21 protein-coding genes, 1 pseudogene and 1 riboswitch are annotated in these 23014 nt (G+C 65.1%); of the genes and pseudogenes, 14 read left to right on the forward strand and 8 right to left on the reverse strand.

What is annotated here, in order from left to right:
- From NKI20_RS04220 to NKI20_RS04250, 7 genes are all read right to left on the reverse strand, one after another.
- The gene (locus NKI20_RS04220) at positions 1–696 is read right to left on the reverse strand and encodes a helix-hairpin-helix domain-containing protein (protein WP_352828562.1); all 696 of its coding nucleotides are present in this window, start codon (positions 694–696) and stop codon (positions 1–3) included.
- 126 nt (positions 697–822) lie between these two features.
- Positions 823–2127, reverse strand: a complete 1305-nt coding sequence (gene nuoF / locus NKI20_RS04225; protein ID WP_352602917.1) for an NADH-quinone oxidoreductase subunit NuoF — start codon at positions 2125–2127, stop codon at positions 823–825.
- Positions 2128–2137: 10 nt separating this feature from the next.
- Entirely contained in the window at positions 2138–3427 is a 1290-nt protein-coding gene (locus NKI20_RS04230; protein ID WP_023757137.1) for an NADH-quinone oxidoreductase subunit E, read from the reverse strand.
- Positions 3428–4618: an NADH-quinone oxidoreductase subunit D gene (locus NKI20_RS04235; protein WP_352828567.1), complete on the reverse strand. Its 1191-nt coding sequence runs from the start codon at positions 4616–4618 to the stop codon at positions 3428–3430. It lies immediately after the preceding gene.
- Positions 4619–5221, reverse strand: a complete 603-nt coding sequence (locus NKI20_RS04240; RefSeq protein ID WP_352828569.1) for an NADH-quinone oxidoreductase subunit C — start codon at positions 5219–5221, stop codon at positions 4619–4621.
- Between the two features lie 4 nt (positions 5222–5225).
- A complete protein-coding gene (locus tag NKI20_RS04245) occupies positions 5226–5807 on the reverse strand; it encodes a NuoB/complex I 20 kDa subunit family protein (RefSeq protein WP_023757133.1) in 582 nt (193 codons plus the stop codon).
- Positions 5798–6163 (reverse strand): NADH-quinone oxidoreductase subunit A, encoded by a 366-nt coding sequence (locus NKI20_RS04250; protein ID WP_010910112.1) that lies wholly within the window; start codon positions 6161–6163, stop codon positions 5798–5800. The genes NKI20_RS04245 and NKI20_RS04250 overlap by 10 nt, the downstream gene beginning before the upstream one ends.
- A gap of 489 nt (positions 6164–6652) precedes the next feature.
- Between NKI20_RS04250 and NKI20_RS04260 the strand changes: the two are divergent.
- The 8 genes and pseudogenes from NKI20_RS04260 to NKI20_RS04295 all read left to right on the forward strand — a co-directional run bounded on the left by NKI20_RS04260 (position 6653) and on the right by NKI20_RS04295 (position 16836).
- Positions 6653–7680 (forward strand): annotated as a pseudogene (locus tag NKI20_RS04260) (winged helix-turn-helix domain-containing protein).
- A gap of 28 nt (positions 7681–7708) precedes the next feature.
- A riboswitch (cobalamin riboswitch) is annotated at positions 7709–7913 on the forward strand.
- A 39-nt stretch (positions 7914–7952) separates the two neighbouring features.
- The gene (locus tag NKI20_RS04265; RefSeq protein WP_352828575.1) at positions 7953–8387 is read left to right on the forward strand and encodes a DUF1636 family protein; all 435 of its coding nucleotides are present in this window, start codon (positions 7953–7955) and stop codon (positions 8385–8387) included.
- The gene (cobW, locus tag NKI20_RS04270) at positions 8384–9421 is read left to right on the forward strand and encodes a cobalamin biosynthesis protein CobW (protein ID WP_352828577.1); all 1038 of its coding nucleotides are present in this window, start codon (positions 8384–8386) and stop codon (positions 9419–9421) included. Before NKI20_RS04265 ends, cobW begins: the two co-directional genes overlap by 4 nt.
- Before the next feature lie 18 nt (positions 9422–9439).
- Entirely contained in the window at positions 9440–13189 is a 3750-nt protein-coding gene (locus tag NKI20_RS04275) for a cobaltochelatase subunit CobN (protein ID WP_352828580.1), read from the forward strand.
- Positions 13186–14685: a precorrin-3B synthase gene (cobG, locus tag NKI20_RS04280; protein WP_352828582.1), complete on the forward strand. Its 1500-nt coding sequence runs from the start codon at positions 13186–13188 to the stop codon at positions 14683–14685. The genes NKI20_RS04275 and cobG overlap by 4 nt, the downstream gene beginning before the upstream one ends.
- A gap of 2 nt (positions 14686–14687) precedes the next feature.
- On the forward strand, positions 14688–15320 hold the full coding sequence (locus NKI20_RS04285; protein WP_352828585.1) for a precorrin-8X methylmutase: 633 nt from the start codon (positions 14688–14690) through the stop codon (positions 15318–15320).
- A complete protein-coding gene (locus NKI20_RS04290) occupies positions 15317–16075 on the forward strand; it encodes a precorrin-2 C(20)-methyltransferase (RefSeq protein ID WP_352828588.1) in 759 nt (252 codons plus the stop codon). The genes NKI20_RS04285 and NKI20_RS04290 overlap by 4 nt, the downstream gene beginning before the upstream one ends.
- Entirely contained in the window at positions 16072–16836 is a 765-nt protein-coding gene (locus NKI20_RS04295; protein ID WP_352828591.1) for a precorrin-3B C(17)-methyltransferase, read from the forward strand. Before NKI20_RS04290 ends, NKI20_RS04295 begins: the two co-directional genes overlap by 4 nt.
- Here the strand turns inward: NKI20_RS04295 and NKI20_RS04300 are convergent.
- A complete protein-coding gene (locus tag NKI20_RS04300; protein WP_352828592.1) occupies positions 16800–17582 on the reverse strand; it encodes a cobalt-precorrin-6A reductase in 783 nt (260 codons plus the stop codon). The genes NKI20_RS04295 and NKI20_RS04300 overlap by 37 nt on opposite strands.
- A 1-nt stretch (position 17583) precedes the next feature.
- On the opposite strand from NKI20_RS04300, the gene cbiE reads away from it, so the two are divergent.
- From cbiE to cobS, 6 genes are read left to right on the forward strand one after another with little or no spacing between them, the layout of a single operon-like run.
- On the forward strand, positions 17584–18825 hold the full coding sequence (gene cbiE / locus NKI20_RS04305; RefSeq protein ID WP_352828594.1) for a precorrin-6y C5,15-methyltransferase (decarboxylating) subunit CbiE: 1242 nt from the start codon (positions 17584–17586) through the stop codon (positions 18823–18825).
- The gene (locus NKI20_RS04310) at positions 18822–19331 is read left to right on the forward strand and encodes a cobalamin biosynthesis protein (RefSeq protein ID WP_502898036.1); all 510 of its coding nucleotides are present in this window, start codon (positions 18822–18824) and stop codon (positions 19329–19331) included. Before cbiE ends, NKI20_RS04310 begins: the two co-directional genes overlap by 4 nt.
- Positions 19328–20092 (forward strand): precorrin-4 C(11)-methyltransferase, encoded by a 765-nt coding sequence (gene cobM, locus NKI20_RS04315; RefSeq protein WP_352828600.1) that lies wholly within the window; start codon positions 19328–19330, stop codon positions 20090–20092. The genes NKI20_RS04310 and cobM overlap by 4 nt, the downstream gene beginning before the upstream one ends.
- Positions 20089–20907: a uroporphyrinogen-III C-methyltransferase gene (gene cobA / locus NKI20_RS04320; protein ID WP_352828603.1), complete on the forward strand. Its 819-nt coding sequence runs from the start codon at positions 20089–20091 to the stop codon at positions 20905–20907. Before cobM ends, cobA begins: the two co-directional genes overlap by 4 nt.
- The gene (locus NKI20_RS04325) at positions 20904–22217 is read left to right on the forward strand and encodes a cobyrinic acid a,c-diamide synthase CobB (protein ID WP_352828604.1); all 1314 of its coding nucleotides are present in this window, start codon (positions 20904–20906) and stop codon (positions 22215–22217) included. The genes cobA and NKI20_RS04325 overlap by 4 nt, the downstream gene beginning before the upstream one ends.
- A gap of 3 nt (positions 22218–22220) precedes the next feature.
- A complete protein-coding gene (gene cobS / locus NKI20_RS04330; RefSeq protein ID WP_352828607.1) occupies positions 22221–22997 on the forward strand; it encodes an adenosylcobinamide-GDP ribazoletransferase in 777 nt (258 codons plus the stop codon).
- Positions 22998–23014: the final 17 nt, after the last annotated feature.

The following is a 23014-nucleotide window of genomic DNA, read 5'->3' on the forward strand; positions in this document are numbered from 1 at the left end:
TCACTTCGTGACGGCTAGCGCCGCCGCTTGGGCCGTCCAGTCGTCGCGGCTGATACGGCCGCCGAGCGACAGATAGTCCTCGACCCAGGCAACCTCTTGCGGTGTCCATGCCGCGATCTGGGCATAGGTCCAGATGCCCAGGCCGTTGAGAACCTTTTCCAGCTTGGGACCGATACCCGATATGGCCTTGAGATCCGCCGGTTCTGCCGGCTTTTCCATCGCCTTGGGCTGTCTGAAATCCTCTGGCATCAGCACATCGGCGGCGTCGCCGGCCGCCGGAACGGCATTCGCCGCCGGCACTGCAGCGGCTGCTTCCTTCGCGGCAATGTCCGTGACTTCTTGGGCAAAGGACTGCGCCTCGGCAATCATGGTTTTCGCCGTCGCGCGCGCCTTGGTGGAGGACGGGCTCGGATCGTCGAACTGCGCGACGCGCGCCTCGAAATCATCGACGATCGGCTGCAATAGCCGTTGCGAGGCTTCAGCCGCCCCCGAAAGCGCGCCCAGCCAGACGCCGAATGCGTGATTGGCGAACCCGAGGCCAAGCGCCGACATCGCCGCCGCACCCGCCACGGGATGCACGAGAAGATTGACGGCACTGGCCATCTCCTTCGGCATCATCCTGGTCAGGTCCTGGTTCATTTTCTCGAGCTGGTCCAAATTGGGCATCAGTGGATTGGGTGTCGAATACGGCGCCATATATTCTCCTGGTCGTTTCTTCGTTCGCCCGCCCCGGTTGTCTCAAATCGGGCACTTGCCCGTATCTCAAATCGGGCACTTGCCCGTATTTCGCTTCGGGCTCTCGCCCGCATTCAAAAAATTCTTCTATTCCGCCGCCACCATCACCGGCTCGGCCCGGTGCGCGTTGCGCGAAAACTCGTCGATGCGCCGCTCCACCTCGCCGCGGAAATGCCGCATCAGGCCCTGGATCGGCCATGCCGCCGCATCGCCCAGCGCGCAGATCGTGTGACCCTCGACCTGCTTGGTGACGTCGAGCAGCATGTCGATCTCGCGCTTCTGCGCCTCGCCGCGCACCAGCCGCTCCATCACCCGCCACATCCAGCCGGTGCCTTCGCGGCACGGCGTGCACTGGCCGCAGCTCTCGTGCTTGTAGAAGTAGGAAAGCCGAGCGATCGCCTTCACGATATCGGTCGACTTGTCCATGACGATGACAGCCGCCGTACCGAGGCCGGACTTGAGGTCGCGCAATGCGTCGAAATCCATCGGCGTATCGATGATCTGCTCGGCCGGCACCAGGGGCACCGATGCACCGCCGGGGATGACCGCCAAAAGATTGTCCCAGCCGCCGCGAATGCCGCCGCAATGCGTCTCGATCAGCTCGCGGAACGGGATCGACATCGCCTCTTCGACCGTGCACGGATTGTTGACGTGGCCGGAGATGCAGAACAGCTTGGTGCCGACATTGTTGGGCCGGCCGATGGACGAGAACCAGGCAGCACCGCGGCGCAGAATGGTTGGCGCCACGGCGATCGATTCGACATTGTTGACCGTGGTCGGACAACCATAAAGGCCGACATTGGCCGGAAATGGCGGCTTCAGCCTGGGCTGGCCCTTCTTGCCTTCGAGGCTTTCGAGGAGTGCTGTCTCCTCGCCGCAGATATAGGCGCCGGCGCCGTGGTGCATGTAGATTTCGAAATCATAGCCGGAGGTGTTGTTCTTGCCGATCAGCTTGGCCTCATAGGCCTCGTCGATCGCCCGCTGCAGCGCCTCGCGCTCACGGACGAACTCGCCGCGCACATAGATGTAGGCTGCAATCGCACCCATCGCGAAACCGGCAAGCAGCGCCCCCTCGACCAGCGTGTGCGGGTCATTGCGCAGGATGTCGCGATCCTTGCAGGTGCCTGGCTCGGATTCGTCGGCATTGATGACGAGGTAGCTCGGCCGGCCGTCGCTCTGCTTGGGCATGAACGACCATTTGAGGCCCGTCGGAAAGCCTGCGCCGCCGCGGCCGCGCAGGCCCGACGCCTTCATCTCGTTGACGATCCAGTCGCGTCCCTTCGCGACGATGCCCGGCGTGTTGTCCCAGGCACCGCGCGCCTGCGCGCCGGCCAGCGACTTGTCGAACAGGCCGTAGATGTTGGTGAAGATGCGATCTTTGTCCTGAAGCATTTTTCGTCCCTCAGACCGGCTTCTTGCCGAAGACGCGGATGTATTCGGCGACGCCGCCCTTGGCGAGCGCCTTGGCCTGCTTGACCCAGTCGTCACGCTCGATGCGGCCTTGGAAGGAGAGATAGCCGTCCACCCACTCACGCTCGACCTTCTTCCACGATGCGATCTGCGCGAAAGTGAAAATGCCAAGGGAATGCAGGATGCCTTCGATCTTCGGGCCGACGCCGGAGATCAGCTTGAGGTCGTCGACCAGCGCCGGCCTGTCGATGCCGGCTGGACGGTTCTTGTCCTCCAGCGACGGCTTGGAAGGCTTGGCGGCTTTCGCCGCCGGCACTTTGACTTCCGGTGCTTTGAAGGCGGTCGCCGGCTCGGCTTTGTTCTTCGGGCCGCTGCGCTGCTTGGAAACCTGCTCGACCTCGGGGTCCGCCTTGTTGGCATTGGCGGCCGAATGCAACGGTGCCGAAACGCTCGCCGCCTTTTCAACGGCCGGCGCCACTTTGACCGGCGAAGGCGATTTCAGCGCCGGGCTGGTTTCCGGCGCATCGGTTTTCGGCTTGCTGGCCTTCGACGGCGCAACCGGAGCGTCAGCTGCTACTGGCGCGACCGTGGCGATGATCGCATCAGGCGCCGCCTTGGCGGCCTTGGCCGCCTCCCTGGCCTCCCTATCGCGGGTCGACTTGAGAATCGCCTTTTCGCTCTTCAGGCTGGTGAGGCCGGAGGCCGGCTCCGAGCCCGTGCGGCCGTTCTGCGGCCCCGGCGTTACCGAGGCGCCCTTGCCCGCATCATAGAGGTCGATGATCTCGGCCAGCCGTTCGGGGGTGAGGTCTTCGAAAGTATCCTTGAACACCATGACCATCGGCGCGTTGACGCAGGCGCCGAGGCATTCGACCTCTTCCCACGACAAGGTGCCCTTGTCGTTGGTGTGGAACTGGTCGTGATGGATCTTTGACCGGCAGACATCCATCAGCGCTTCCGAGCCGCGCAACATGCAGGGCGTGGTGCCGCAGACCTGGATATGCGCGCGCGTGCCGACCGGGTTCAACTGATATTGGGTGTAGAAGGTCGCCACCTCGAGGCCACGGATACGGGGCATGCCGAGCATGTCGGAGATCGTCTCGATCGCCGCCTTCGTCACCCAGCCTTCCTGCTCCTGCGCCAGCATCAGAAGCGGGATGATGGCCGACGGTTCGCGGCCCTTCGGGTACTTCTTGATCCATTGCTTCGCCGCGGCCGCATTCGCGCGGTTGAAGGCGAAGGATGCTGGCTGGACGCTGGCTTCTGCGAGACGGCGGACTGACATTTAGCGATCGACCTCACCAAACACGATGTCGAGGGAGCCGAGAACGGCGGTGACGTCGGCCAGCATGTGGCCGCGACAGAGGAAATCCATGGCCTGCAGATGCGCGAAGCCGGGCGCGCGCAGCTTGCAGCGGTAGGGCTTGTTGGAGCCATCGGAGATCAGATAGACGCCGAATTCACCCTTCGGCGCCTCGACCGCCGCATAGACCTCGCCGGCCGGCACGCGATAACCCTCGGTGTAGAGCTTGAAGTGGTGGATCAGCGCTTCCATCGAGCGCTTCATCGCCTGACGCTTGGGCGGCACCACCTTGCCGTCGAGGTTCGACACTGGACCGGTGCTTTCCTTGCCCAGCAAGAGATCGACGCACTGGCGCATGATTTTTGCAGACTGGCGCATTTCTTCCATGCGCACGAGGTAACGGTCGAAGCAGTCGCCGTTCTTGCCGATCGGAATGTCGAAATCCATTTCCGAATAGCATTCATAGGGTTGCGACTTGCGCAGATCCCAAGGAGCGCCCGAGCCGCGCACCATGACTCCGGAAAAACCCCAGGCCCAGGCATCGGCCAGCGTTACGATGCCGATATCGACATTGCGCTGTTTGAAGATGCGATTGCCGGTCAGCAACTGATCGAGGTCGTCGATCGACTTCAGGAACGGGTCAATCCATTTGCCGATATCCTCGACCAGCTTCTGCGGCAGGTCCTGATGGACACCACCCGGACGGAAATAGGCGGCATGCATGCGCGAACCGGAGGCGCGCTCATAGAATACCATCAGCTTTTCGCGCTCGACGAAGCCCCACAGCGGCGGAGTCAGCGCACCGACGTCCATCGCCTGCGTCGTCACATTGAGGATGTGCGACATGATGCGGCCGATTTCGCAGTAGAGCACGCGAATCAGCTGCCCGCGCTTCGGCACGTCGATGCCGAGCAGGCGCTCAGCGGCCAGCGCGAAAGCGTGCTCCTGGTTCATCGGCGCGCAATAGTCGAGCCGGTCCAGATAGGGGATCGCCTGCAGATAGGTCTTGGCCTCGATCAGCTTTTCCGTGCCGCGATGCAAGAGCCCGATATGCGGATCGACGCGATCGACGACTTCGCCGTCGAGTTCAAGGACCAACCTCAAAACACCATGCGCCGCAGGGTGTTGAGGCCCAAAGTTGATGTTAAAATTGCGGACGGAGGTTTCAGCCATTTACTGCTTTGCCTTCTCGTCACCCGGCAGGACGTAATCAGTACCTTCCCACGGGGACAAAAAATCGAAATTGCGGAATTCCTGCTTCAATTCCACAGGCTCATAGATGACCCGCTTGGCCTCGTCGTCGTAGCGCACCTCGACGAAGCCGGTCAGAGGGAAATCCTTGCGCAGCGGGTGGCCTTCGAAACCGTAATCAGTCAGCAGGCGCCGTAGATCGGGATGGCCGGAGAACAGCACGCCGTAGAGATCGTAGGTCTCGCGCTCGAACCAGTCGGCACCCGGAAAGACGCCGGTGATCGACGGCACCATGGTTTCCTCGTCGGCCTGCACCTTGACGCGGATGCGCACATTCTGCTTCGGCGACAGGAGATGATAGACGACGTCGAAACGCTTGGCGCGTGACGGATAGTCCGCACCGCAGATGTCGATGATCGAGATGAACTGGCAGCGCGTATCGTCGCGCAGGAAGGTCATGACCTCGACCAGATCGCGCGGCTCGACGCGAACGGTAAGCTCGCCATAGGCGATATCAGCGTCATTCACGCGGTCGATCAGCTTCTCGCCGAGATAGGTCGACAGTTCGCTCAGGGATGCGGTCATGGATTTACCGTTCGATCGTGCCGGTGCGGCGGATTTTCTTCTGCAAGAGAAGAATGCCGTAAAGCAGCGCTTCGGCGCTCGGCGGGCAGCCGGGCACATAGATGTCGACCGGCACGATGCGGTCGCAGCCGCGCACCACCGAATAGGAATAGTGGTAGTAGCCGCCGCCATTGGCGCATGAGCCCATCGAGATGACGTAACGCGGCTCCGGCATCTGGTCGTAGACCTTGCGCAACGCCGGCGCCATCTTGTTGGTCAGCGTGCCGGCGACGATCATGATGTCTGACTGGCGCGGAGACGCGCGCGGCGCGACGCCGAACCTCTCCGAGTCATAGCGCGGCATCGAGGTGTGGATCATCTCGACCGCGCAGCAGGCAAGACCGAAGGTCATGAACATCAGCGAACCGCTGCGCGCCCAGGTGATCAGCGCCTCTGTCGACGTGACGAGAAAGCCCTTGTCGGCCAGTTCGTTGTTGATCTCGAGGAAGAAGGGATCGTCTCCCCCTACCGGCCGGCCGGTATTGGGATCGAGGATACCTTTAGGCTTCGGCGCGACGAGGGTGCCTGAACTGTCGTTCAATCCCATTCCAGCGCTCCTTTTTTCCATTCATACGCAAAGCCGATGGTCAGCACCGCCAGAAACACCATCATCGACCAGAAGCCGAGCATTCCGATCTTCGAGAACGACACCGCCCACGGAAAAAGGAAGGCCACTTCCAGGTCGAAGATGATGAACAGGATCGACACCAGGTAGAATCGGATGTCGAACTTCATGCGGGCGTCGTCGAACGAGTTGAAACCGCACTCGTAGGCGGAAAGCTTTTCGGGATCGGGGTTGCGGTAAGCCACCAGGAAGGGTGCGGCCAGCAGCGCCAGGCCGACAACCAGCGCCACGCCAATGAACAGGACGATGGGCAGGTATGAGCTCAAGAGTGCGTTCATGCTCGGCTTTCCGTTGGCGCCAATCCACGTTGATTACAGCACCGGACCCTAATGCGGAAGCGTGACAGTTTAACCGCTGAACCGTTTTAAGGGCCTATGCTGCAACGCGGCGAGGGTTAGCGCAGCACTTCCAGCGAAGCAAGTCAAACCTTGTTCAAAACACTGACCTGGACGGCTTATCGCGGCAAACTGGTCCGATCCGCTCCTGTTTGATTTCCTTCGCCTTTTACTCCACTTTTCTCTCCTGACATGGTTGCCGCCAAAACCCTGCTAGCATTGTCCGGAATCACCCATCATCGCCCTCAGAGTGACGCCTGCATGAAGGAAAAGATCTCGCTCCCCATGGCCCGGCGCATCGCGCTTGCCGCCCAAGGTTTTCTCGATCCCCGCCCAACAGCTACGCCCGACCGCCGCCATTTTGCCCGCGTGCTGGCTCGAACCGGTCTGCTGCAGATCGATTCCGTCAGCGCGGTGGTGCGCGCTCATTACATGCCGCTCTATTCGCGCCTTGGCCCTTACCCTCTCGCCTTGCTCGACAATGCGGCCGTGACGCGCAAGCGCACGGTCTTCGAATATTGGGCGCATGAGGCCTCTTTCCTGCCGGTCGAGACATATCCGCTGATGCGCTGGCGCATGCAACGGGCCGAGCGCGGCGACGAAATGTATCTGGGCCTCGCCAAATGGGGCCGCGAGCACGCCGCCTATGTCGAAGAGATCTACCGCCAGGTCGTCGAGCGCGGCCCGACCGCCGCCTCCGCGATCGAGGGCCAGAAGGGCTCGGGTGGCTGGTGGGGCTGGAGCCATGCCAAGCATGCCTTCGAATGGCTGTTCTGGCCGGACGCATCACCACGGCGCACCGTCGCGGTTTCGAACGCTTCTATGACCTGCCCGAGCGTGTGCTGCCGCAGGCGATCCTCGATCTTCCGGTTCCGGCCGCCGAGGACGCGCACCGCGAATTGCTGCGCATTTCCGCCCGAGCCCACGGCATCGCGACATCAGGCGATTTGCGCGACTATTTCCGCCTGTCGCCGGCCGACATGAAAGGCCGGCTGGAGGAACTGGTTGAAACAGGCGAATTGCTGCCGGTGCGCGTCGAAGGCTGGGACAAGCCCGCTTATCTTCACAAGGACGCCCGTCTGCCGCGCAAGATCGAGGCACGCACCCTGCTGGCGCCGTTCGATCCGGTGGTCTTCGAACGCTCGCGCACGGAGCGGCTGTTCGATTTCCACTACCGCATCGAAATCTACACTCCGGCCGACAAGCGGCAATACGGCTATTATGTCCTGCCGTTCCTGCTCGGCGACAGGATCGTCGCGCGCGTCGACCTCAAGGCCGACCGGCCGGCCAGTGCCCTGCGCGTCCATGCCGCCTATGCCGAGTCCGGCGCGCCGCCTGAAACCGCTGCTCAGCTCTTCGAGGAATTGAAGCAGATGCAGGGCTGGCTTGGCCTTGAGCGCATGGAAGTGACGCCCGCCGGTGACTTGGGTCCGGCGCTGGCCGCCATCGCCATGTCGTAAGCCGCGTTGACACCGCCGCCTGCAAAAGCCTAAATCCGGTACAGACGGTCTCTTCTCTTCAACGAGAGGAGCCAAGAGGGAATGCGGTGCGGGACGAAATCCCAAATCCGCGGCTGTCCCCGCAACTGTAAGCGAAGAGCCAAGGCCGAAAGCCACTGGGGTGATCCCGGGAAGGCGGCTACCCAAGGCGATGACCCGCGAGCCAGGAGACCTGCCGTCTGCGTCTATAGAATCCGATCGCCCGGCGGGTTTCCGGGCAAGGAGCACGATCTTTGGACCACGACAGCAGTTTTTCGGCTGGCACAGCGGATGTTTCGTCCGGCCATGATGATGCCTTGGCTGGCGTCACCGTGATCGTCTGCGCCTCCTGCCGCGATGAAACCGGCTCCGACGCCCATCCCCGCGCCGGCGAACTGCTGGCGGACGACACGCGACGCGCCGCGTCGGGCGACAACATTCGCATCGGCAGCGTCGAATGTCTCGGCAATTGCAAGCGGCGGCTCAGCGCCGCCATCCTGCGCGACGGGTGCTGGAGTTATGTCTTCGGCGACCTGACGGCAACCAGTGGCAGCGATCTCGTCACCGGCGCGAAGCTCTTCGCCACCTCGACCGACGGTTTGATCCCGTGGCGCGGCCGGCCCGATAGCCTGAAGCGCGGCCTTGTTGCCCGCATCCCTCCCCTCGACCTGTTGAAGGACTTGAAATGACTGCTTCCGTCTCCCGCGTCCCCTGCACCGTCGTCACCGGCTTTCTCGGCGCCGGCAAGACGACGCTGGTCCGCCATCTCCTGGAAAACGCCGGCGGCAAGCGCATTGCCATCATCGTCAACGAGTTCGGCGACATCGGCATCGACGGCGAGATCCTGAAGGGCTGCGGCATCGACACCTGCCCCGAGGAAAACATCGTCGAACTGGCCAATGGCTGCATCTGCTGCACCGTCGCCGACGATTTCGTGCCGGCGCTCGACCAGATCCTCGCGCTGACTCCGAAGGTCGACCACATCCTGATCGAGACTTCCGGCCTCGCTTTGCCCAAGCCGCTGGTCCAGGCTTTCCAGTGGCCGAGCGTGAAAAGCCGCGTGACCGTTGATGGCGTCATCGCCGTGGTCGACGGGCCGGCATTGGCCGAGGGACGCGTCGCCAACGACATGGACGCCTTGCAGGCGCAGCGCGCTCAGGATGAGACGCTCGACCACGACGATCCGGTCGAGGAGGTGTTCGAGGACCAGATCGCCTGTGCCGACCTGATCATCCTGTCGAAGAGCGACCTGATGGACGCCGCCGGCACCGCCCGCGCCAATGCCATCATTGGCGAACACTCCGCCCGCGCGGTGAAGATCGTGCCGACGTCACATGGCAAGGTGGATCCCTCCGTGCTGCTCGGCCTCGGTCTCGCCGTCGAGGACGATATCGAAAACCGCAAGTCTCATCACGACGGCGCGTTCGACCACGAGCATGACGACTTCGATACGTTCATCGTCGATATTGCCTCGATAGCCAATCCGGACGAACTGGCGAAACGCGTCGCCACGGCTGCCGAGGAAGAGAACGTGCTGCGCGTGAAGGGCTTCGTCGAGGTCGGCGGCAAGCCGATGCGGCTGCTGCTGCAGGCCGTCGGGCCGCGCGTCAACCACTACTATGACCGCGCCTGGACAGCGCAGGACGACCGCCGCTCGCGCCTTGTCGTCATCGGCCTCAAGGGGCTGAACCGCCCGGCTATCGAACGTATACTCGCCGGCTGATTTCGGACACAGGTTGCGATGCACATCCTAACCACGACATCCGCCTCGCTCGACGACCTCGCCGAGCCGGTCGATCTGCGGCAGACGCCGGCGGATATCGTGGCCCTGTCCTTCACCGACAGCGACCTCGCCGGACTGGCGGCAGCATGGAAGGCCGACGCCGACCGCCTGCCCTCGATGCGGCTGGCGGCTCTGCGCGACTTGCGCCATCCCATGTCCGTCGACCTCTGGGTCGACAGCGTCGCCCGTCACGCCAAGATCATCCTCGTCCGCATCCTCGGCGGCTACGACTGGTGGCGCTACGGCTGCGACCAGCTTGCCTCGACGGCGCGGGCGCGCGGTATAAAACTGGCGCTGCTGCCTGGCGAATGCCGCGACGAGGACCTAAGGCTGATCGAAGCCTCGACGCTGCCGCGCGAAGAACTCGACGGCTTGCTCGACTATTTCCGCGAGGGCGGCCCGGCGAATATGAGCGCGCTGGTGCGGAAGCTGGCAAGGTTAGCGGGACAGAATGAGCCTGTCGTCGAGCCGGTCGCGGTCCCGAAGGCTGGGTTTTACGAGCCCGCATGCGGAGTTGTGGAGAAGCCGGACGCATCGAGTGTTGGCGTTCCGTCACACCCCCCTCTGTCCTGCCGGACATCTCCCCCGCAAGGGGGGAGATCGGCTGTCACCAAAGCCGGCTCCTCATCTGCCCCGTCAGATAGGAATCTATCTCGGATATCCGCGATTGGCGAAATCCCTGATGACGGCGCAATCTCCCCCCTTGCGGGGGAGATGTCCGGCAGGACAGAGGGGGGTGTGACGGAACTCGACGTTGACAACGTCAACGCCCCAGTCGTGCCCATCCTGTTCTACCGCTCGATGCTGCTGGCCGCCGATGTCGCGCCCATCGACGCGCTGTTTGAGGCGCTGCGGCAGCGCGGCATCAACCCCGTCCCCATCTTCGTCTCCAGCCTCAAGGACCCAGCATCCCTGGCGTTCGTGGAAACGTCACTGGCCTTCCTGAAACCCGCCGCCATCATCACCGCTACCGCTTTCGCGTCCGGCGCGGAGCCCGGCATCGAAACCCTGTTCGACCGCGCCTGCGTGCCCGTCTTCCAGGTCATCGTCGCCACCACCCGACGCGATATCTGGGAAAACAACCAGCGCGGCCTGGCGCCCGCCGACCTCGCCATGCATGTCGTGCTGCCCGAACTCGACGGCCGCATCCTGGCCGGCGCCATTTCCTTCAAGGGCGAAAGCGAGATCGATCCCGCGCTTGGCCACCGCGCCTTCGCCAACCGACCTGAAGCGGATCGTGTGGCGCAGGTAGCTGATCGCGTTGCGGCCTTCATCCGCCTGCAGCAGACGCCACGCGCCGAGCGCAAGCTTGCCGTCCTGATCCCGGATTATCCGGTCGCCCCCGGCCGCACCGGCTACGCCGTCGGCCTCGACGTGCCGTCCAGCGTGCTGGCGATGCTGCATGACTTGAGCGAACAGGGCTATGGAGTTGAGGGGATTCCGGAGACGCCGCGTGGGTTGCTAGGGCTTCTTGAAGGTAGCAAAGATGGGCTGGGGCTGGAGGATTATCTGGACTTCTCCAAGAGCCTGCCGGCTGCGGCTGTCGCTGCCATGGAGGCGGCTTGGGGGAAGGCAGAAGGCGAGACAGGTTGGTGTGAGGCACCCCCCTCTGTCCTGCCGGACATCTCCCCCGCAAGGGGGGAGATTGAGCTGTCATCTGCGCTTCCGCCAATCTCAAACGTTGCAGGAACGGTGCAGGCGACGGCACTGCCAATCTCCCCCCTTGCGGGGGAGATGTCCGGCAGGACAGAGGGGGGTGCTCACGCGCCTACCTTCGCCAAATTCCCCTTCCGCGCCGCCACCTTCGGCAACGTCACCGTGGCACTCGCCCCAGACCGCGGCCGCTCCGCCGATCGCCGCGCCGACTATCACGACCCGACACTGCCGCCGCGCCATGCGCTGATCGCCTTCGGCCTGTGGCTGCGCAAATCGCTCGGCGTTCATGCGCTGGTCCATGTCGGCGCGCATGGCACGCTGGAATGGCTGCCGGGCAAGACGGTTGCGCTGTCGGAAAACTGCTTTCCCGAGATCGTCACCGGTCCCCTGCCCGTCATCTATCCCTTCATCGTCTCCAACCCTGGCGAAGCGGCGCAGGCCAAGCGGCGCATCGCCGCCGTCACCCTTGGCCATCTGCCGCCGCCGCTGACCGGCGCCGGCCTGGATGAAAATCAGCACAGGCTGGAAAGGCTGGTCGACGAATATGCCCAGGCCGACGGGCTCGACCGTCGCCGCCGCGACCGCCTGGCCAAGCTTATCGTCGACACAGCGCAAAAGACCGGCCTCGCCTCCGAAGCCGGCGTCGCCGGGACCGACGCGCCCGACGAAGCGCTGCGCCGCATCGATGCCTGGTTGTGTGACCTTAAGGATTTCGCCATCAAGGACGGGCTGCACATCTATGGCCGCGCCCCCGAGGACGAGCCCGATGCCATGCGCCGCCAAAGTGCTGACGCGGAGAAGGCGGCGCTGCTTGCCGCGCTCGATGGCCGCCACGTCAAGGCCGGTCCGGCCGGCGCGCCCGCGCGGGGACGCTCGGACGTCTTGCCCACCGGCCGCAACCTCTTCACGTCGGACCCGCGCACCATGCCGACGCCGACCGCCTATGATCTGGGCCGAGCGGCAGCGGAGGAGGTAGTACGCGGTTACATGCAATCGCATGGCGACTGGCCGCGCTCGCTGGTCATCGATCTCTGGGGCTCGGCTTCGCTGCGCACCGGCGGCGAGGAGATCGCGCAAGGGCTGGCGCTGATGGGCTGCCGGCCGCAATGGGACCCTGCGACCGGCCGTATCACCGGCATCGAAGTGCTGCCGCCGGCCACGCTTGGCCGCCCACGTGTCGACGTCACCTGGCGCATATCAGGCCTGTTTCGCGACATGTTCCCGACCCAGATCGCACTGATCGATGCCGCCGCCAACGCCGTTGCCGCGCGTGACGAGGAGGATTCGGAAAACCCGCTCGCGGCGAGGACCCGCGCCGATGGCAAGGTCAGCCCACGCATTTTCGGCACCTCGCCCGGCACCTATGGCGCCGGCGTCGAGGATCTTTTGTCCTCCGGCGATTGGGGAGTGCGCGAAGAGGTCGGCCGCGCCTATCTCGACGCGACCTCGCATGCCTATGGCGGCGCCGAGGGCGAAGGCATCTCGGCCCCTGGCGCCTTCGAGGGTCGCATCGCCGAAGCGGATCTTCTCGTCCACACCGGCGACGATCCAGGCCGCGACATTCTCGAAGGCTCCGCCGATGTCGCCTTCATCGGCGGCTTTTCGGCAGCCCTGGCAACGTTGGGCAGGAACGCCGACGTCATCGTGCTCGACACCACGGACCCGCAAAAGCCGAAGCCGCGCTCGGTTGGCGAGGCGGTGGCCCGCGTCGTGCGCGCCCGCGCCGTCAATCCGCGCTTCATATCGGGCCAGATGCGCCACGGCCCGCGTGGCGCCTCCGAATTCGCCGAAACGGTCGACCGGCTGGTCGGCTTCGCCGAAACCACTCATGCCATATCGGGAACGCTGATCGAGGCCGTTCACGATGCGTATGTCGGCAATCCAGCCGTCCGCGCCTTCATCCTGCGCGAGAACCCCGCCGCCGCAAAAATCATCGCCGAGCGCTTGCTGTCGGCGCGCCGGCGTGGCCTATGGCATCCCTTGCGCAATTCCATCGACGACGATCTCACGGCCCTGATTGCCGAGGCGGAAGCGCTTGGGGTGGCGGCATGAACGACTTCTCACGTCGTGGCGCCTGCCCCGCCCTGTCAGCGCCGATGCAGACCGGCGACGGCCTGCTGGTGCGGCTCAACCCGGTCGCGGGAGAATTGTCGCCGAAGTTGTTGATCGGACTGGCCGAATCCGCGCTGCGGCTTGGCAATGGCATCATGGAAGTCACCGCGCGCGGCAGCCTGCAGATACGCGGCCTGACGGCGGAAAGTGCGGCGTTGCTGGCAGCAGAAGTGGATGCACTGGGCATTGCAGTGCGCACGGGTGTGCCGGTCGAGACCGGGCCGCTGGCCGGCATCGATCCACAGGAGATCGCCGATCCCCGGCCTTTGGCGGAACGGATCAGGGTGACGGTCGAAGAGGCTGGGCTGGCGGAACGGCTCGGCCCGAAGGTGTCGGTCGTTGTGGACGGCGGCGGGCAACTGGGGCTGGATTCGGTGACGGCCGATGTCAGGCTTGTTGCGATGCGAACCGATGCGGGAGTTCGCTGGCAGGTGTCTGTCGCGGGCGATGGGGAGAATGCGAGGCCGCTCACCCTTGCCGATGAAGGTGCGGCTCGAGATATCGCCGTCGCGGCTCTAAGAATGATTGCCGAAAAAGGCCGTGAGGCTCGCGCAAGGGATCTGTCGGAGAGACAATTAGCTTCTCTCGCAAGCTGGCATTCTACGGCGCCCCCCTCTGTCCTGCCGGACATCTCCCCCTCAAGGGGGGAGATTGGCAGTTTTGCTGTCCGCGCCCGCAGTTCAACGTTGGTGATTGGCGAAAGCAAAGATGACGGCTCAATCTCCCCCCTTGCGGGGGAGATGTCCGGCAGGACAGAGGGGGGTGTGAAGGATCGCGGACCCATCGGGCTTTTCCCTTTGAGCGGCAATGCCATCGCCCTCGGCATCGCCCTCCCCTATGGCAGCATGCCAGCAGACAAGATCATTGACCTCGCGCAACACGCCCTCACCCTCGGCACAACCGAAATCCGCCTCGCCCCCGGTCGTGCTCTGCTTTTCCTAGGCCAACCAGCAGCCGCCAACCAAGCCCTCCAGCACGCCGCCGCCACCCTCGGCTTCGTCACCTCCCCTACCGACCCGCGCACCCGCATTGCCGCTTGCCCTGGCACACCAGCCTGCGCCTCCGGCCGGATCTCCACACGCGACATCGCCGAGACGATTGCCACTGAAAACGCTGACATCCTCGACTTCACCCTGCACATTTCCGGCTGCGCCAAGGGCTGTGCGCACCCTGGCCCGGCGGCGCTAACAATAGTCGGCGGCGAAAACGGAGCCGGACTTGTCGTGAACGCGACGGCAAAGGCCCTTCCTGCCGGCTACAGGCCGGGCTATGACGCCGCGCGCGGCGTCAGCCGCGTCGCGGCAATGATCCGCAGCGCACGATATCAAGGCGAAACCGCCGCCGCTTGCCTGACAAGGCTCGAGCCGGCCGGTATCGCCGAGGCTTACCGACAGGCCCGAACTTACCAACAGGCCCGAACTTACCAACAGGAATGAGCATGGCCGCCTACGACTATATCCATGACGGCACGGCGATCTACGAGCGCTCCTTCGCCATCATCCGCGCCGAGGCAGATCTGTCGCGCTTCTCCGAAGCAGAGGCCGACGTCGCCATCCGCATGATCCACGCCTGCGGCCAGGTCGAAGCATCAAGCCATTTCGTCTTCTCCGCCAATTTCGTTGCCGCCGCGCGCGCCGCTTTGGCGGCCGGCGCGCCGATTTTCTGCGACGCGGAAATGGTCTCGCATGGGGTCACCCGCGCCAGGCTGCCGGCCGGCAACGAGGTGATCTGCACCTTGCGCGACCCGCATACGCACGACATCGCCAAAGCGATCGGCAACACCCGCTCCGCCGCCGCGATCGACCTGTGGGGCGAACGCATGGCCGGTTCGGTGGTCGCCATCGGCAATGCACCGACCGCACTGTTTTATCTCCTGGAAAAACTGCGCGACGGCGCGCCGAAGCCGGCGGCAATCATCGGCATGCCGGTCGGCTTCGTTGGTGCGGCCGAATCCAAGGATGCCTTGGCCGAGAATTCCTATGGCGTGCCCTACGCCATCGTCCGCGGCCGGCTTGGCGGCAGCGCCATGACTGCCGCAGCGCTCAATTCATTGGCGAGGCCGGGCCTGTGAACGCGCTTGTCAAAGGTCGTCTCTTCGGCGTCGGCACCGGTCCCGGCGACCCCGAACTGCTGACGCTGAAGGCCGCGCGGGCCTTGGCCGAGGCCGATGTCGTGGCCTTTTTCGCCAAGCGCGGCAATAACAGCAACGCGCGCGCCATCGTCGAAGCGCAGTTTCGGCCCGAAATGACGGAGCTGCCGCTGCTCTATCCCGTCACCACCGAAATCGACAAGGATCATGACGACTACCGGTCGCAGATCACGGCCTTCTACGAGGAGTCCGCCGCGAAGGTCGCCGAACACCTTCAGGCAGGCAAAATGGTTGCCGTGCTGTCCGAGGGCGACCCGCTTTTCTACGGCTCCTACATGCATCTGCATGTGCGACTGGCTCATCGCTTCCCGACCGAAGTCATTCCCGGAATCACCGCCATGTCCGGCTGCTGGTCGCAGACTGGTGTTCCGATCGTCCAGGGCGACGACGTGCTGACGGTGCTGCCTGGCACGATGAGCGAGTTCGAACTGACCCGTCGGCTGGCCGACACCGATGCCGCCGTTATCATGAAGGTCGGCCGCAACCTGCCCAAGATCAGGCGGGCGCTGGAAGCGACCGGCAAGCTGTCGCGCGCCGTCTATGTCGAGCGCGGCACCATGGCCGACAGCGTCTCGATGAAGCTTGCCGACAAGCAGGATGACAAGGCGCCCTACTTCGCCATCGTGCTGGTGGCCGGCTGGTCCGGCCGCCCCGGCGCCCTGGGAGGCGAAGCATGAGTGGCCGTCTCACCGTCATCGGCCTTGGCCCCGGCAATGCCGATCAGGTCACGCTGGAAGCCAGCCGCGCTATCGCCGAGGCCAAATTTTTCTACGGCTACAAACCCTATCTCGACCGGCTCGAGCTGCGGCCGGACCAGACCCGCGTCGCTTCCGACAATCGCGAGGAACTCGCCCGCTCCAAGGATGCATTGGTCAAGGCGGCCGAAGGCCACGATGTCGCCGTCGTCTCTGGTGGCGATCCCGGCGTGTTCGCCATGGCTGCGGCCGTTTGCGAAGCGATCGAGGCCGGCCCGGCCGAATGGCGCACGGTCGATGTCGCCGTCGTGCCCGGCATCACCGCCATGCTCGCGGTCGCCGCCCGCATCGGCGCGCCGCTCGGCCATGATTTCTGTGCTATCTCGCTGTCCGACAATCTGAAGCCGTGGGAGTTGATCGAACTGCGCCTGCTGGCAGCGGCCGGCGCCGGCTTCGTCATCGCGCTCTACAACCCGATCAGCAAGGCGCGCCCTTGGCAGCTCGGCCGCGCCTTTGAATGCCTCACCGCGATCCTGCCGGGAACCACACCGGTGATTTTCGGCCGCGCCGCCGGCCGCCCGGACGAGCGTATCGAGGTCTACCTGCTGGCAGACGTCGACGCTGAAAAGGCCGACATGGCGACCTGCATCATCATCGGTTCGCCGGAAACCCGGATCATCAGGCGCGCAGAGATGCCAGCGCTGGTCTACACGCCGCGTTCGGCAGCGGGCTCGACAAAATGATCGACCCCAAATTGATCAACAACCGCGGCGAGCTGTTCGACGGTTTCAGCCGAAGGCACCTCCGGCAGATCAGGCCGTCGGACCATGACCACATCGAGGCCAAGCGCTCGCGCTGCAGCGATCTTGCCATAGGTGGCCGCGCCGCCGCTGTTCTTGGACACGACGACATCGATGCGATGCTTTTCAAGCAGCGCGCGCTCATCCATCTCCCGGAATGGCCCTCGGGCCAGAAGATAGTTCGCATCAGGCACGGCCAGCTTCGGCTCGACCGAGTCGACACTACGGATGAGATAGTGGTGCTGGGGCGCGGCTTTAAAAACCGCGACCTCTTGCCGGCCCAGCGCCAGAAAAACGCGGCGCGGCGCGGATCCAAGCGCTTGCGCGGCATCGCCAAACGTATCGACCAGCGTCCAGCGGTCGCCTTCGACAGGCTCCCAGCCAGGGCGCCGCAGGGCAAGGATCGGCACGCCGGCAACGCGCGCGGCTTGCGCGGCATTGGCGGAGATCTGCGCCGCATAGGGATGCGTGGCGTCGATCAGCAGGTCGACGCTCATCTCCCGCAGATAGGCAGCCAGCCCGTCGGCGCCGCCAAAGCCTCCGGTTCGCACCGGGACGCCCTGTGCGACCGGGCTTTCGGTGCGCCCGGCCAGCGACAGCGTGACCGAGCAATCGGCGCGCACGATCAGTTTTCCGGCCAGTTGCCGGGCTTCCGTGGTACCGCCGAGGATCAGAATGCGGTGGGTCATCATGCCTGCTAAGGGTCCGCGCGGTGCCAAGGTCAACTCACGATGGCTCACAGTCGTCGGCATCGGCGAGGACGGTTTAGCGGGTCTCGGCGACGAGGCCAAGCAGCGGATTGCCCAAGCGGAAGTCATCTTCGGCGCGAAGCGGCATCTGGCGCTAGTCGCTTCCTTCGCCAAGGGCGAAGCGCGCCCATGGCCGGTTCCTTTCGATGCCGAGATGCGAGACGTACTCGCCCTTGCCGGCAGGCACGTCTGCGTGCTGGCTTCCGGCGATCCGTTCTTCCACGGCGTCGGCGCCACCCTCGCCCGCAAGGTCACGCCACACGAGATGCATGTCATCCCCGCGCCGTCGGCCGTTTCGCTGGCAGCGGCTCGCCTTGGCTGGGCGCTGCAGGACATCGATACCGTCTCGCTGCATGGCCGGCCGATCGACCTGATCCGGCCGCTGCTACAGCCGAACGCGCGCATCCTGGCGCTGACCTCGGATGCCGAAGCCCCTGCGGCAATCGCTCGCCTGCTCACCGAACTCGACTTCGGCGCGTCGCGACTCACCGTCCTGGAGGCGCTGGGCGGGCCAAACGAGAATCAGCGCACGGCCCGCGCCGATGCCTTCGATCTCGAAAACATCAATCCGCTCAACGTTCTTGCGATCGAAATTGATCCTAGCTCGCAAGCCCGCGTGCTTCCGCTCACATCAGGCCTTGCCGATCATCTGTTCGACCATGACGGCCAGATCACCAAGCGCGAAATCCGTGCCGTCACGCTGTCGGCTCTGGCGCCGAGGCGTGGCGAATTGCTGTGGGACATCGGCGCCGGCTCCGGTTCCATCGGCATCGAATGGATGCTGGCCCACCCCTCGATGCGCGCCATCGCCATCGAGGCCGACCCGGTCCGCGCCGCCCGCATCGGCCGCAACGCCGCCGCCTGTGGCGTTCCTGGACTTGTCGTGGTGGAAGGCAGCGCGCCCAAGGCGCTTGCCAAGCTGGACGCGCCTGACGCGATCTTCATCGGCGGCGGCGGCAGCGATGCCGGCGTGTTGAACGCCGCCATCAAGGCGCTGCGCGCGGGCGGCCGCCTCGTTGCCAATGCGGTGACGCTGGAGATGGAAGCCCTGCTTCTTGCCCAGCACACGAAGCTCGGCGGCGACCTTACCCGGATCGCCATATCCCGCGCGTCGCCGGTCGGCTCGATGCAGGCATGGCGGCCGGCCATGCCGGTCACCCAATGGAGCTGGGTGAAGCCATGATGGTCGCGGGCATCGGCAGCCGAAAAGGTGTGCGCGTCGAGGACGTGCTTGCCGCGATTGAAACCGCCCTAGAAGCGCATGGGCTGGCGATGACGGCGCTTTCCGCGCTGGCGACTGCCGAGTTCAAACGCAACGAGGAGGCCATTTTCGCTGCCGGCCGTGAACTCAACCTCCCGGTGATAGTGGTGGATGTCGCCCGCTCCGAACCGCCGCTCCCCCTCACCCAGCCTCCGCTTCGCTCGGCTGACCTCTCCCCAAGGGGAGAGGAGACTGTTGACGTTGACGCCAGTCTCTTCTCCCCAACGGGGAGAAGGTGGCCCGAAGGGCCGGATGAGGGGGCCGCTTTGCTCAGCCATTCCGACCTCTCGCAGGATCTGGCCGGCACGCCATCGGTCTCCGAGGCATCCGCGCTTGCCGTCGCCGGCAAAGGCGCCAGACTGCTCGGCCCCCGCACGGTGCTCGGTTCCGTCACCTGCGCTATCGCGGTCAGCGGAGACGCGCCATGACCGTTCATTTCATCGGCGCTGGTCCAGGTGCGGCCGACCTCATCACGCTGCGCGGCGCGAGACTCTTGGCAAGCTGCCCGGTCTGCCTTCATGCCGGCTCGATCGTAGCGCCCGAATTGTTGCAGCACTGCGCACCCGGGACGAAACTGATCGACACCGCGCCGATGTCGCTCGACGAGATCGAGGCCGCCTATCTCGACGCGCACAAATCAGGCCATGATGTCGCTCGCCTGCATTCCGGCGACCTGTCTGTGTGGAGCGCCGTTGCCGAGCAGATCCGCCGGTTGGAAAAGCATGGCATCCCCTACACGCTGACACCGGGCGTCCCCTCCTTCGCCGCCGCTGCCGCAGCACTTCGCCGCGAACTGACCATTCCCGAAGTTGCGCAAAGCCTGGTGCTGACTCGCGTCTCCGGCCGCGCCTCAAAAATGCCGCCCGGCGAAACGCTGGCCGGTTTTGGCCGCACCGGCGCGACGCTCGCCATTCATCTGGCTATCCACGCCATCGACCGCGTCGTCGCCGAGCTGATCCCGCACTATGGCGGCGATTGCCCGGTGGCGATCGTCTTTCGCGCCTCCTGGCCGGACGAACGCGTGCTGACCGGCACGCTGGCCACAATCGAGGCACAGCTCGCCGCCGACCCAATGGAGCGTACGGCGATCATCTTCGTCGGCCGTTCGCTGGCAGCGGAAGGTTTTGGCGAGAGTTCATTGTACGACGCTCACTATCAGCGGCGTTTTCGCGGGCGGGACGGATTGTGAGCGGCAGCACCAAAGATACCGGCGAGAATGCCACGCTCGAAAAGGCCTTGTCGCGGCTGAATTTCAATCCGCGCCGGCTCGAGCCAGGCCATGTCTGGCTGGCCGGGGCCGGTCCCGGCGACCCTGGCTGCCTGACGCTGGAAGTGCTGGCGGCGTTGGCCGAGGCGGATGCCCTGGTCTACGACGCGCTGGTCTCATCAGATGTCGTCGCCGTTGCCGAAAATGCCGAGCTTTTCTTTGCCGGCAAGCGCGGCGGCAAGCCGTCGATGAAACAGGACGACATCACCGCCCTTTTGGTGCGGCTGGCGCGCGCTGGCCGTCGCGTCGTCAGGCTGAAGGGCGGCGATCCCTATATTTTTGGCCGTGGCGGTGAAGAGGCTCTGGCGCTGGCGCGGGAAGCCATCCCGTTCCGCGTCCTGCCCGGCCTGACCTCGGGGCTCAGCGCGCTGGCCGCCGCCGGCATCCCGGCCACCATGCGCGGCATCAACAAAGCCGTGATCCTGGCCACCGGCCATGCCGCCGGCACCGATGACGATATCGACTGGGGCGCGATCGCCCGCACCGGCCAGCCTGTCGTCGTCTATATGGGCATGGCCAATTTGCCCCTGATCGCTGCTGCATTGCTGGACGGCGGGCTGGCGCCGTCGACACCTGCGGCGGTGATCGTCGCCGCGACGACGCCGCAGGAACGAACCGTCGTGGCCACGCTGGCCACCATTGCCGAGGAAGCGGCCGCCGCCGGTCTCGCCTCGCCGGCGCTGATCGTCGTCGGCGGCATCGTCGCCATGCGCGCGGCACTGGCGGGGAACGCATGACGGCTCGCGCCATCATCATCGGCGCGCCGCGCTCGGGCTCTGGCAAGACCAGCGTCACCATCGGCATCCTGCGCGCGCTCACCCGGCGCGGGCTGAAGGTGCGGGGCGCCAAATCCGGTCCCGACTATATCGACCCAGGCTTCCACACCGCAGCCACCGGGCTTTCCGGCGTCAATCTCGACAGCTGGGCGATGCCGCCGTCGCTGCTCAACGCATTGGCAGCGCAGGCAGCCGACGACACCGATTTCGTCATCCTCGAAAGCGCCATGGGACTGTTCGACGGCATTCCGGCTTCGCAGGGGCGCAGCGGTTCGGCAGCCGACCTGGCGCGGCTCTACGGCCTGCCGGTGCTGCTGGTGCTCGATGTGTCCGGCCAGTCGACCACCGCGGCCGCCGTCGCCAAGGGCTTTGCCACCTATGATGCGGACGTGCGCATGGCCGGCGTCGTGCTCAACCGGCTGGGCAGCGAGCGGCACCGCCGGCTGTCCGGCGATGCCATCGAGGCGATCGGCCTGCCGGTCGTCGGCGCTATCCTGCGCGATCCGACCCTCAACCTGCCTGAGCGCCATCTCGGTCTTGTGCAGGCCGGCGAATATGACGACCTGATGGCACATCTCGACCGGCTTGCCGACATGGCGGAAAAATCGCTCGACCTCGACGCCATTATGGCCCTGGCGACACCCCTTACCCCGGCGCCCGGCGGCTTCGCTGACGCGCTGGCACCGCCCGGTCAACGCATTGCGCTGGCCGAAGATGCCGCCTTCACCTTCCTCTATCCGCATGTCGCCGCCTACTGGCGCAAGTCGGGTGCCGAAATCGTCCCGTTCTCTCCGCTCGCCGACGAGGCACCCGATGAAGATTGCGACGTCTGCTGGCTGCCCGGCGGCTATCCCGAGCTTCACGCCGGCCGGCTCGCAGCCGCCGCAAATTTCCGCGCCGGAATGGCAAGATTCGCCGCGACGAAGCCCATCCATGGCGAGTGCGGCGGCTTCATGGTGCTTGGCGAAGCGCTCGAGGCCGCCTCCGGCGAAACGCATGCGATGCTTGGCCTGCTCGGCCATTCCACCAGCTTTGCCAAGCGCAAGATGAACCTCGGCTACCGCGAGGCCCGGTTGCGTGCCGATTGTCCGCTGGGCTCAGCTGGCGCGCTGATCCGCGGCCACGAATTCCACTATGCGCAGATGACCGCCATCGGTAATGACGAGCCGTTGGCCGACCTTGCCGACGGCCAGGGCAATCCGATCGGCGCTTCGGGCTATCGGCGGGGCCATGTCAGCGGTACCTTCTTCCACGCCATAGCGAAGGGCTAGAGCATGAGGCTCCGAAACTTCAGTCTGTCGCCTCGGCAGGTCCTCGACGACATCGCGCTTTGCCTGGTCTTCTTCACCCGCCTGCCGCTGCCAGTGTTCGATTTTCGCGGCCGCAGCCTTGCCGCAGCGATCTGGGCCGCACCGGCCGCCGGCCTCGTGGTCGGCCTGATCGGCGCCATCGTCTTTGCCACGGCGGAACGGTTTGGCCTTGCCATGGCTCCGGCGGCCGCCCTTGCCGTTGCGGCTACCCTGCTTACCACCGGCTGCCTGCATGAGGACGGGCTGTCCGACGTTGCCGACGGCTTTGGCGGCGGCAAGTCGCGCGGCAAAAAACTTGAGATCATGCGCGACAGCCGCATCGGCGCCTATGGCGCTGCGGCGCTTGCTCTGTCGCTGCTGATCCGCTGGAGCGTCCTTTCGCAACTCGTCGACCCCACACAGGCGCTCTTCGCCCTCGTGGCCGCACACGCGGCCTCGCGCGGTCTGCTCGGCGCCTTCATGCATTTCTTGCCGCCGGCGCGGGCCGATGGCCTGTCGGCCGACGCCGGCACCGTCTCGCGGGAAGCCGCCATGGCCGGCGCCGTGGTCGGTGCGATCCCGCTGCTCCTGCTCGGGCTGGGAGGCGCCGTTTTTGCGCTCATCCTGCTCGGCCTTTTGTTTGCCGCGTTCTGCGCCCTTTGCCTCAACCAGATCGGTGGCCAGACCGGCGACACGATCGGCGCCTTGCAGCAGGCGAGCGAAATCGCGGTGCTTCTCGTCGCTTCAGTAGCCCTTTCCTGATTCCCTTTGACCTGATT

It is taken from the genome of Mesorhizobium sp. M0830 (assembly GCF_040319965.1).
Taxonomy (GTDB): Bacteria; Pseudomonadota; Alphaproteobacteria; order Rhizobiales; family Rhizobiaceae; genus Mesorhizobium.

Excerpts from the sequence above, each read along its gene's own strand:
- NKI20_RS04220 (WP_352828562.1), bottom strand. The coding sequence starts at position 696 with ATGGCGCCGTATTCGACACCCAATCCACTGATGCCCAATTTGGACCAG.
- nuoF (WP_352602917.1), bottom strand. The coding sequence starts at position 2,127 with ATGCTTCAGGACAAAGATCGCATCTTCACCAACATCTACGGCCTGTTC.
- NKI20_RS04230 (WP_023757137.1), bottom strand. The coding sequence starts at position 3,427 with ATGTCAGTCCGCCGTCTCGCAGAAGCCAGCGTCCAGCCAGCATCCTTC.
- NKI20_RS04235 (WP_352828567.1), bottom strand. The coding sequence starts at position 4,618 with ATGGCTGAAACCTCCGTCCGCAATTTTAACATCAACTTTGGGCCTCAA.
- NKI20_RS04240 (WP_352828569.1), bottom strand. The coding sequence starts at position 5,221 with ATGACCGCATCCCTGAGCGAACTGTCGACCTATCTCGGCGAGAAGCTG.
- NKI20_RS04245 (WP_023757133.1), bottom strand. The coding sequence starts at position 5,807 with ATGGGATTGAACGACAGTTCAGGCACCCTCGTCGCGCCGAAGCCTAAA.
- NKI20_RS04250 (WP_010910112.1), bottom strand. The coding sequence starts at position 6,163 with ATGAACGCACTCTTGAGCTCATACCTGCCCATCGTCCTGTTCATTGGC.
- cobW (WP_352828577.1), top strand. The coding sequence starts at position 8,384 with ATGACTGCTTCCGTCTCCCGCGTCCCCTGCACCGTCGTCACCGGCTTT.
- NKI20_RS04275 (WP_352828580.1), top strand. The coding sequence starts at position 9,440 with ATGCACATCCTAACCACGACATCCGCCTCGCTCGACGACCTCGCCGAG.
- cobG (WP_352828582.1), top strand. The coding sequence starts at position 13,186 with ATGAACGACTTCTCACGTCGTGGCGCCTGCCCCGCCCTGTCAGCGCCG.
- NKI20_RS04285 (WP_352828585.1), top strand. The coding sequence starts at position 14,688 with ATGGCCGCCTACGACTATATCCATGACGGCACGGCGATCTACGAGCGC.
- NKI20_RS04295 (WP_352828591.1), top strand. The coding sequence starts at position 16,072 with ATGAGTGGCCGTCTCACCGTCATCGGCCTTGGCCCCGGCAATGCCGAT.
- NKI20_RS04300 (WP_352828592.1), bottom strand. The coding sequence starts at position 17,582 with ATGACCCACCGCATTCTGATCCTCGGCGGTACCACGGAAGCCCGGCAA.
- cbiE (WP_352828594.1), top strand. The coding sequence starts at position 17,584 with ATGCCTGCTAAGGGTCCGCGCGGTGCCAAGGTCAACTCACGATGGCTC.
- NKI20_RS04310 (WP_502898036.1), top strand. The coding sequence starts at position 18,822 with ATGATGGTCGCGGGCATCGGCAGCCGAAAAGGTGTGCGCGTCGAGGAC.
- cobM (WP_352828600.1), top strand. The coding sequence starts at position 19,328 with ATGACCGTTCATTTCATCGGCGCTGGTCCAGGTGCGGCCGACCTCATC.
- NKI20_RS04325 (WP_352828604.1), top strand. The coding sequence starts at position 20,904 with ATGACGGCTCGCGCCATCATCATCGGCGCGCCGCGCTCGGGCTCTGGC.
- cobS (WP_352828607.1), top strand. The coding sequence starts at position 22,221 with ATGAGGCTCCGAAACTTCAGTCTGTCGCCTCGGCAGGTCCTCGACGAC.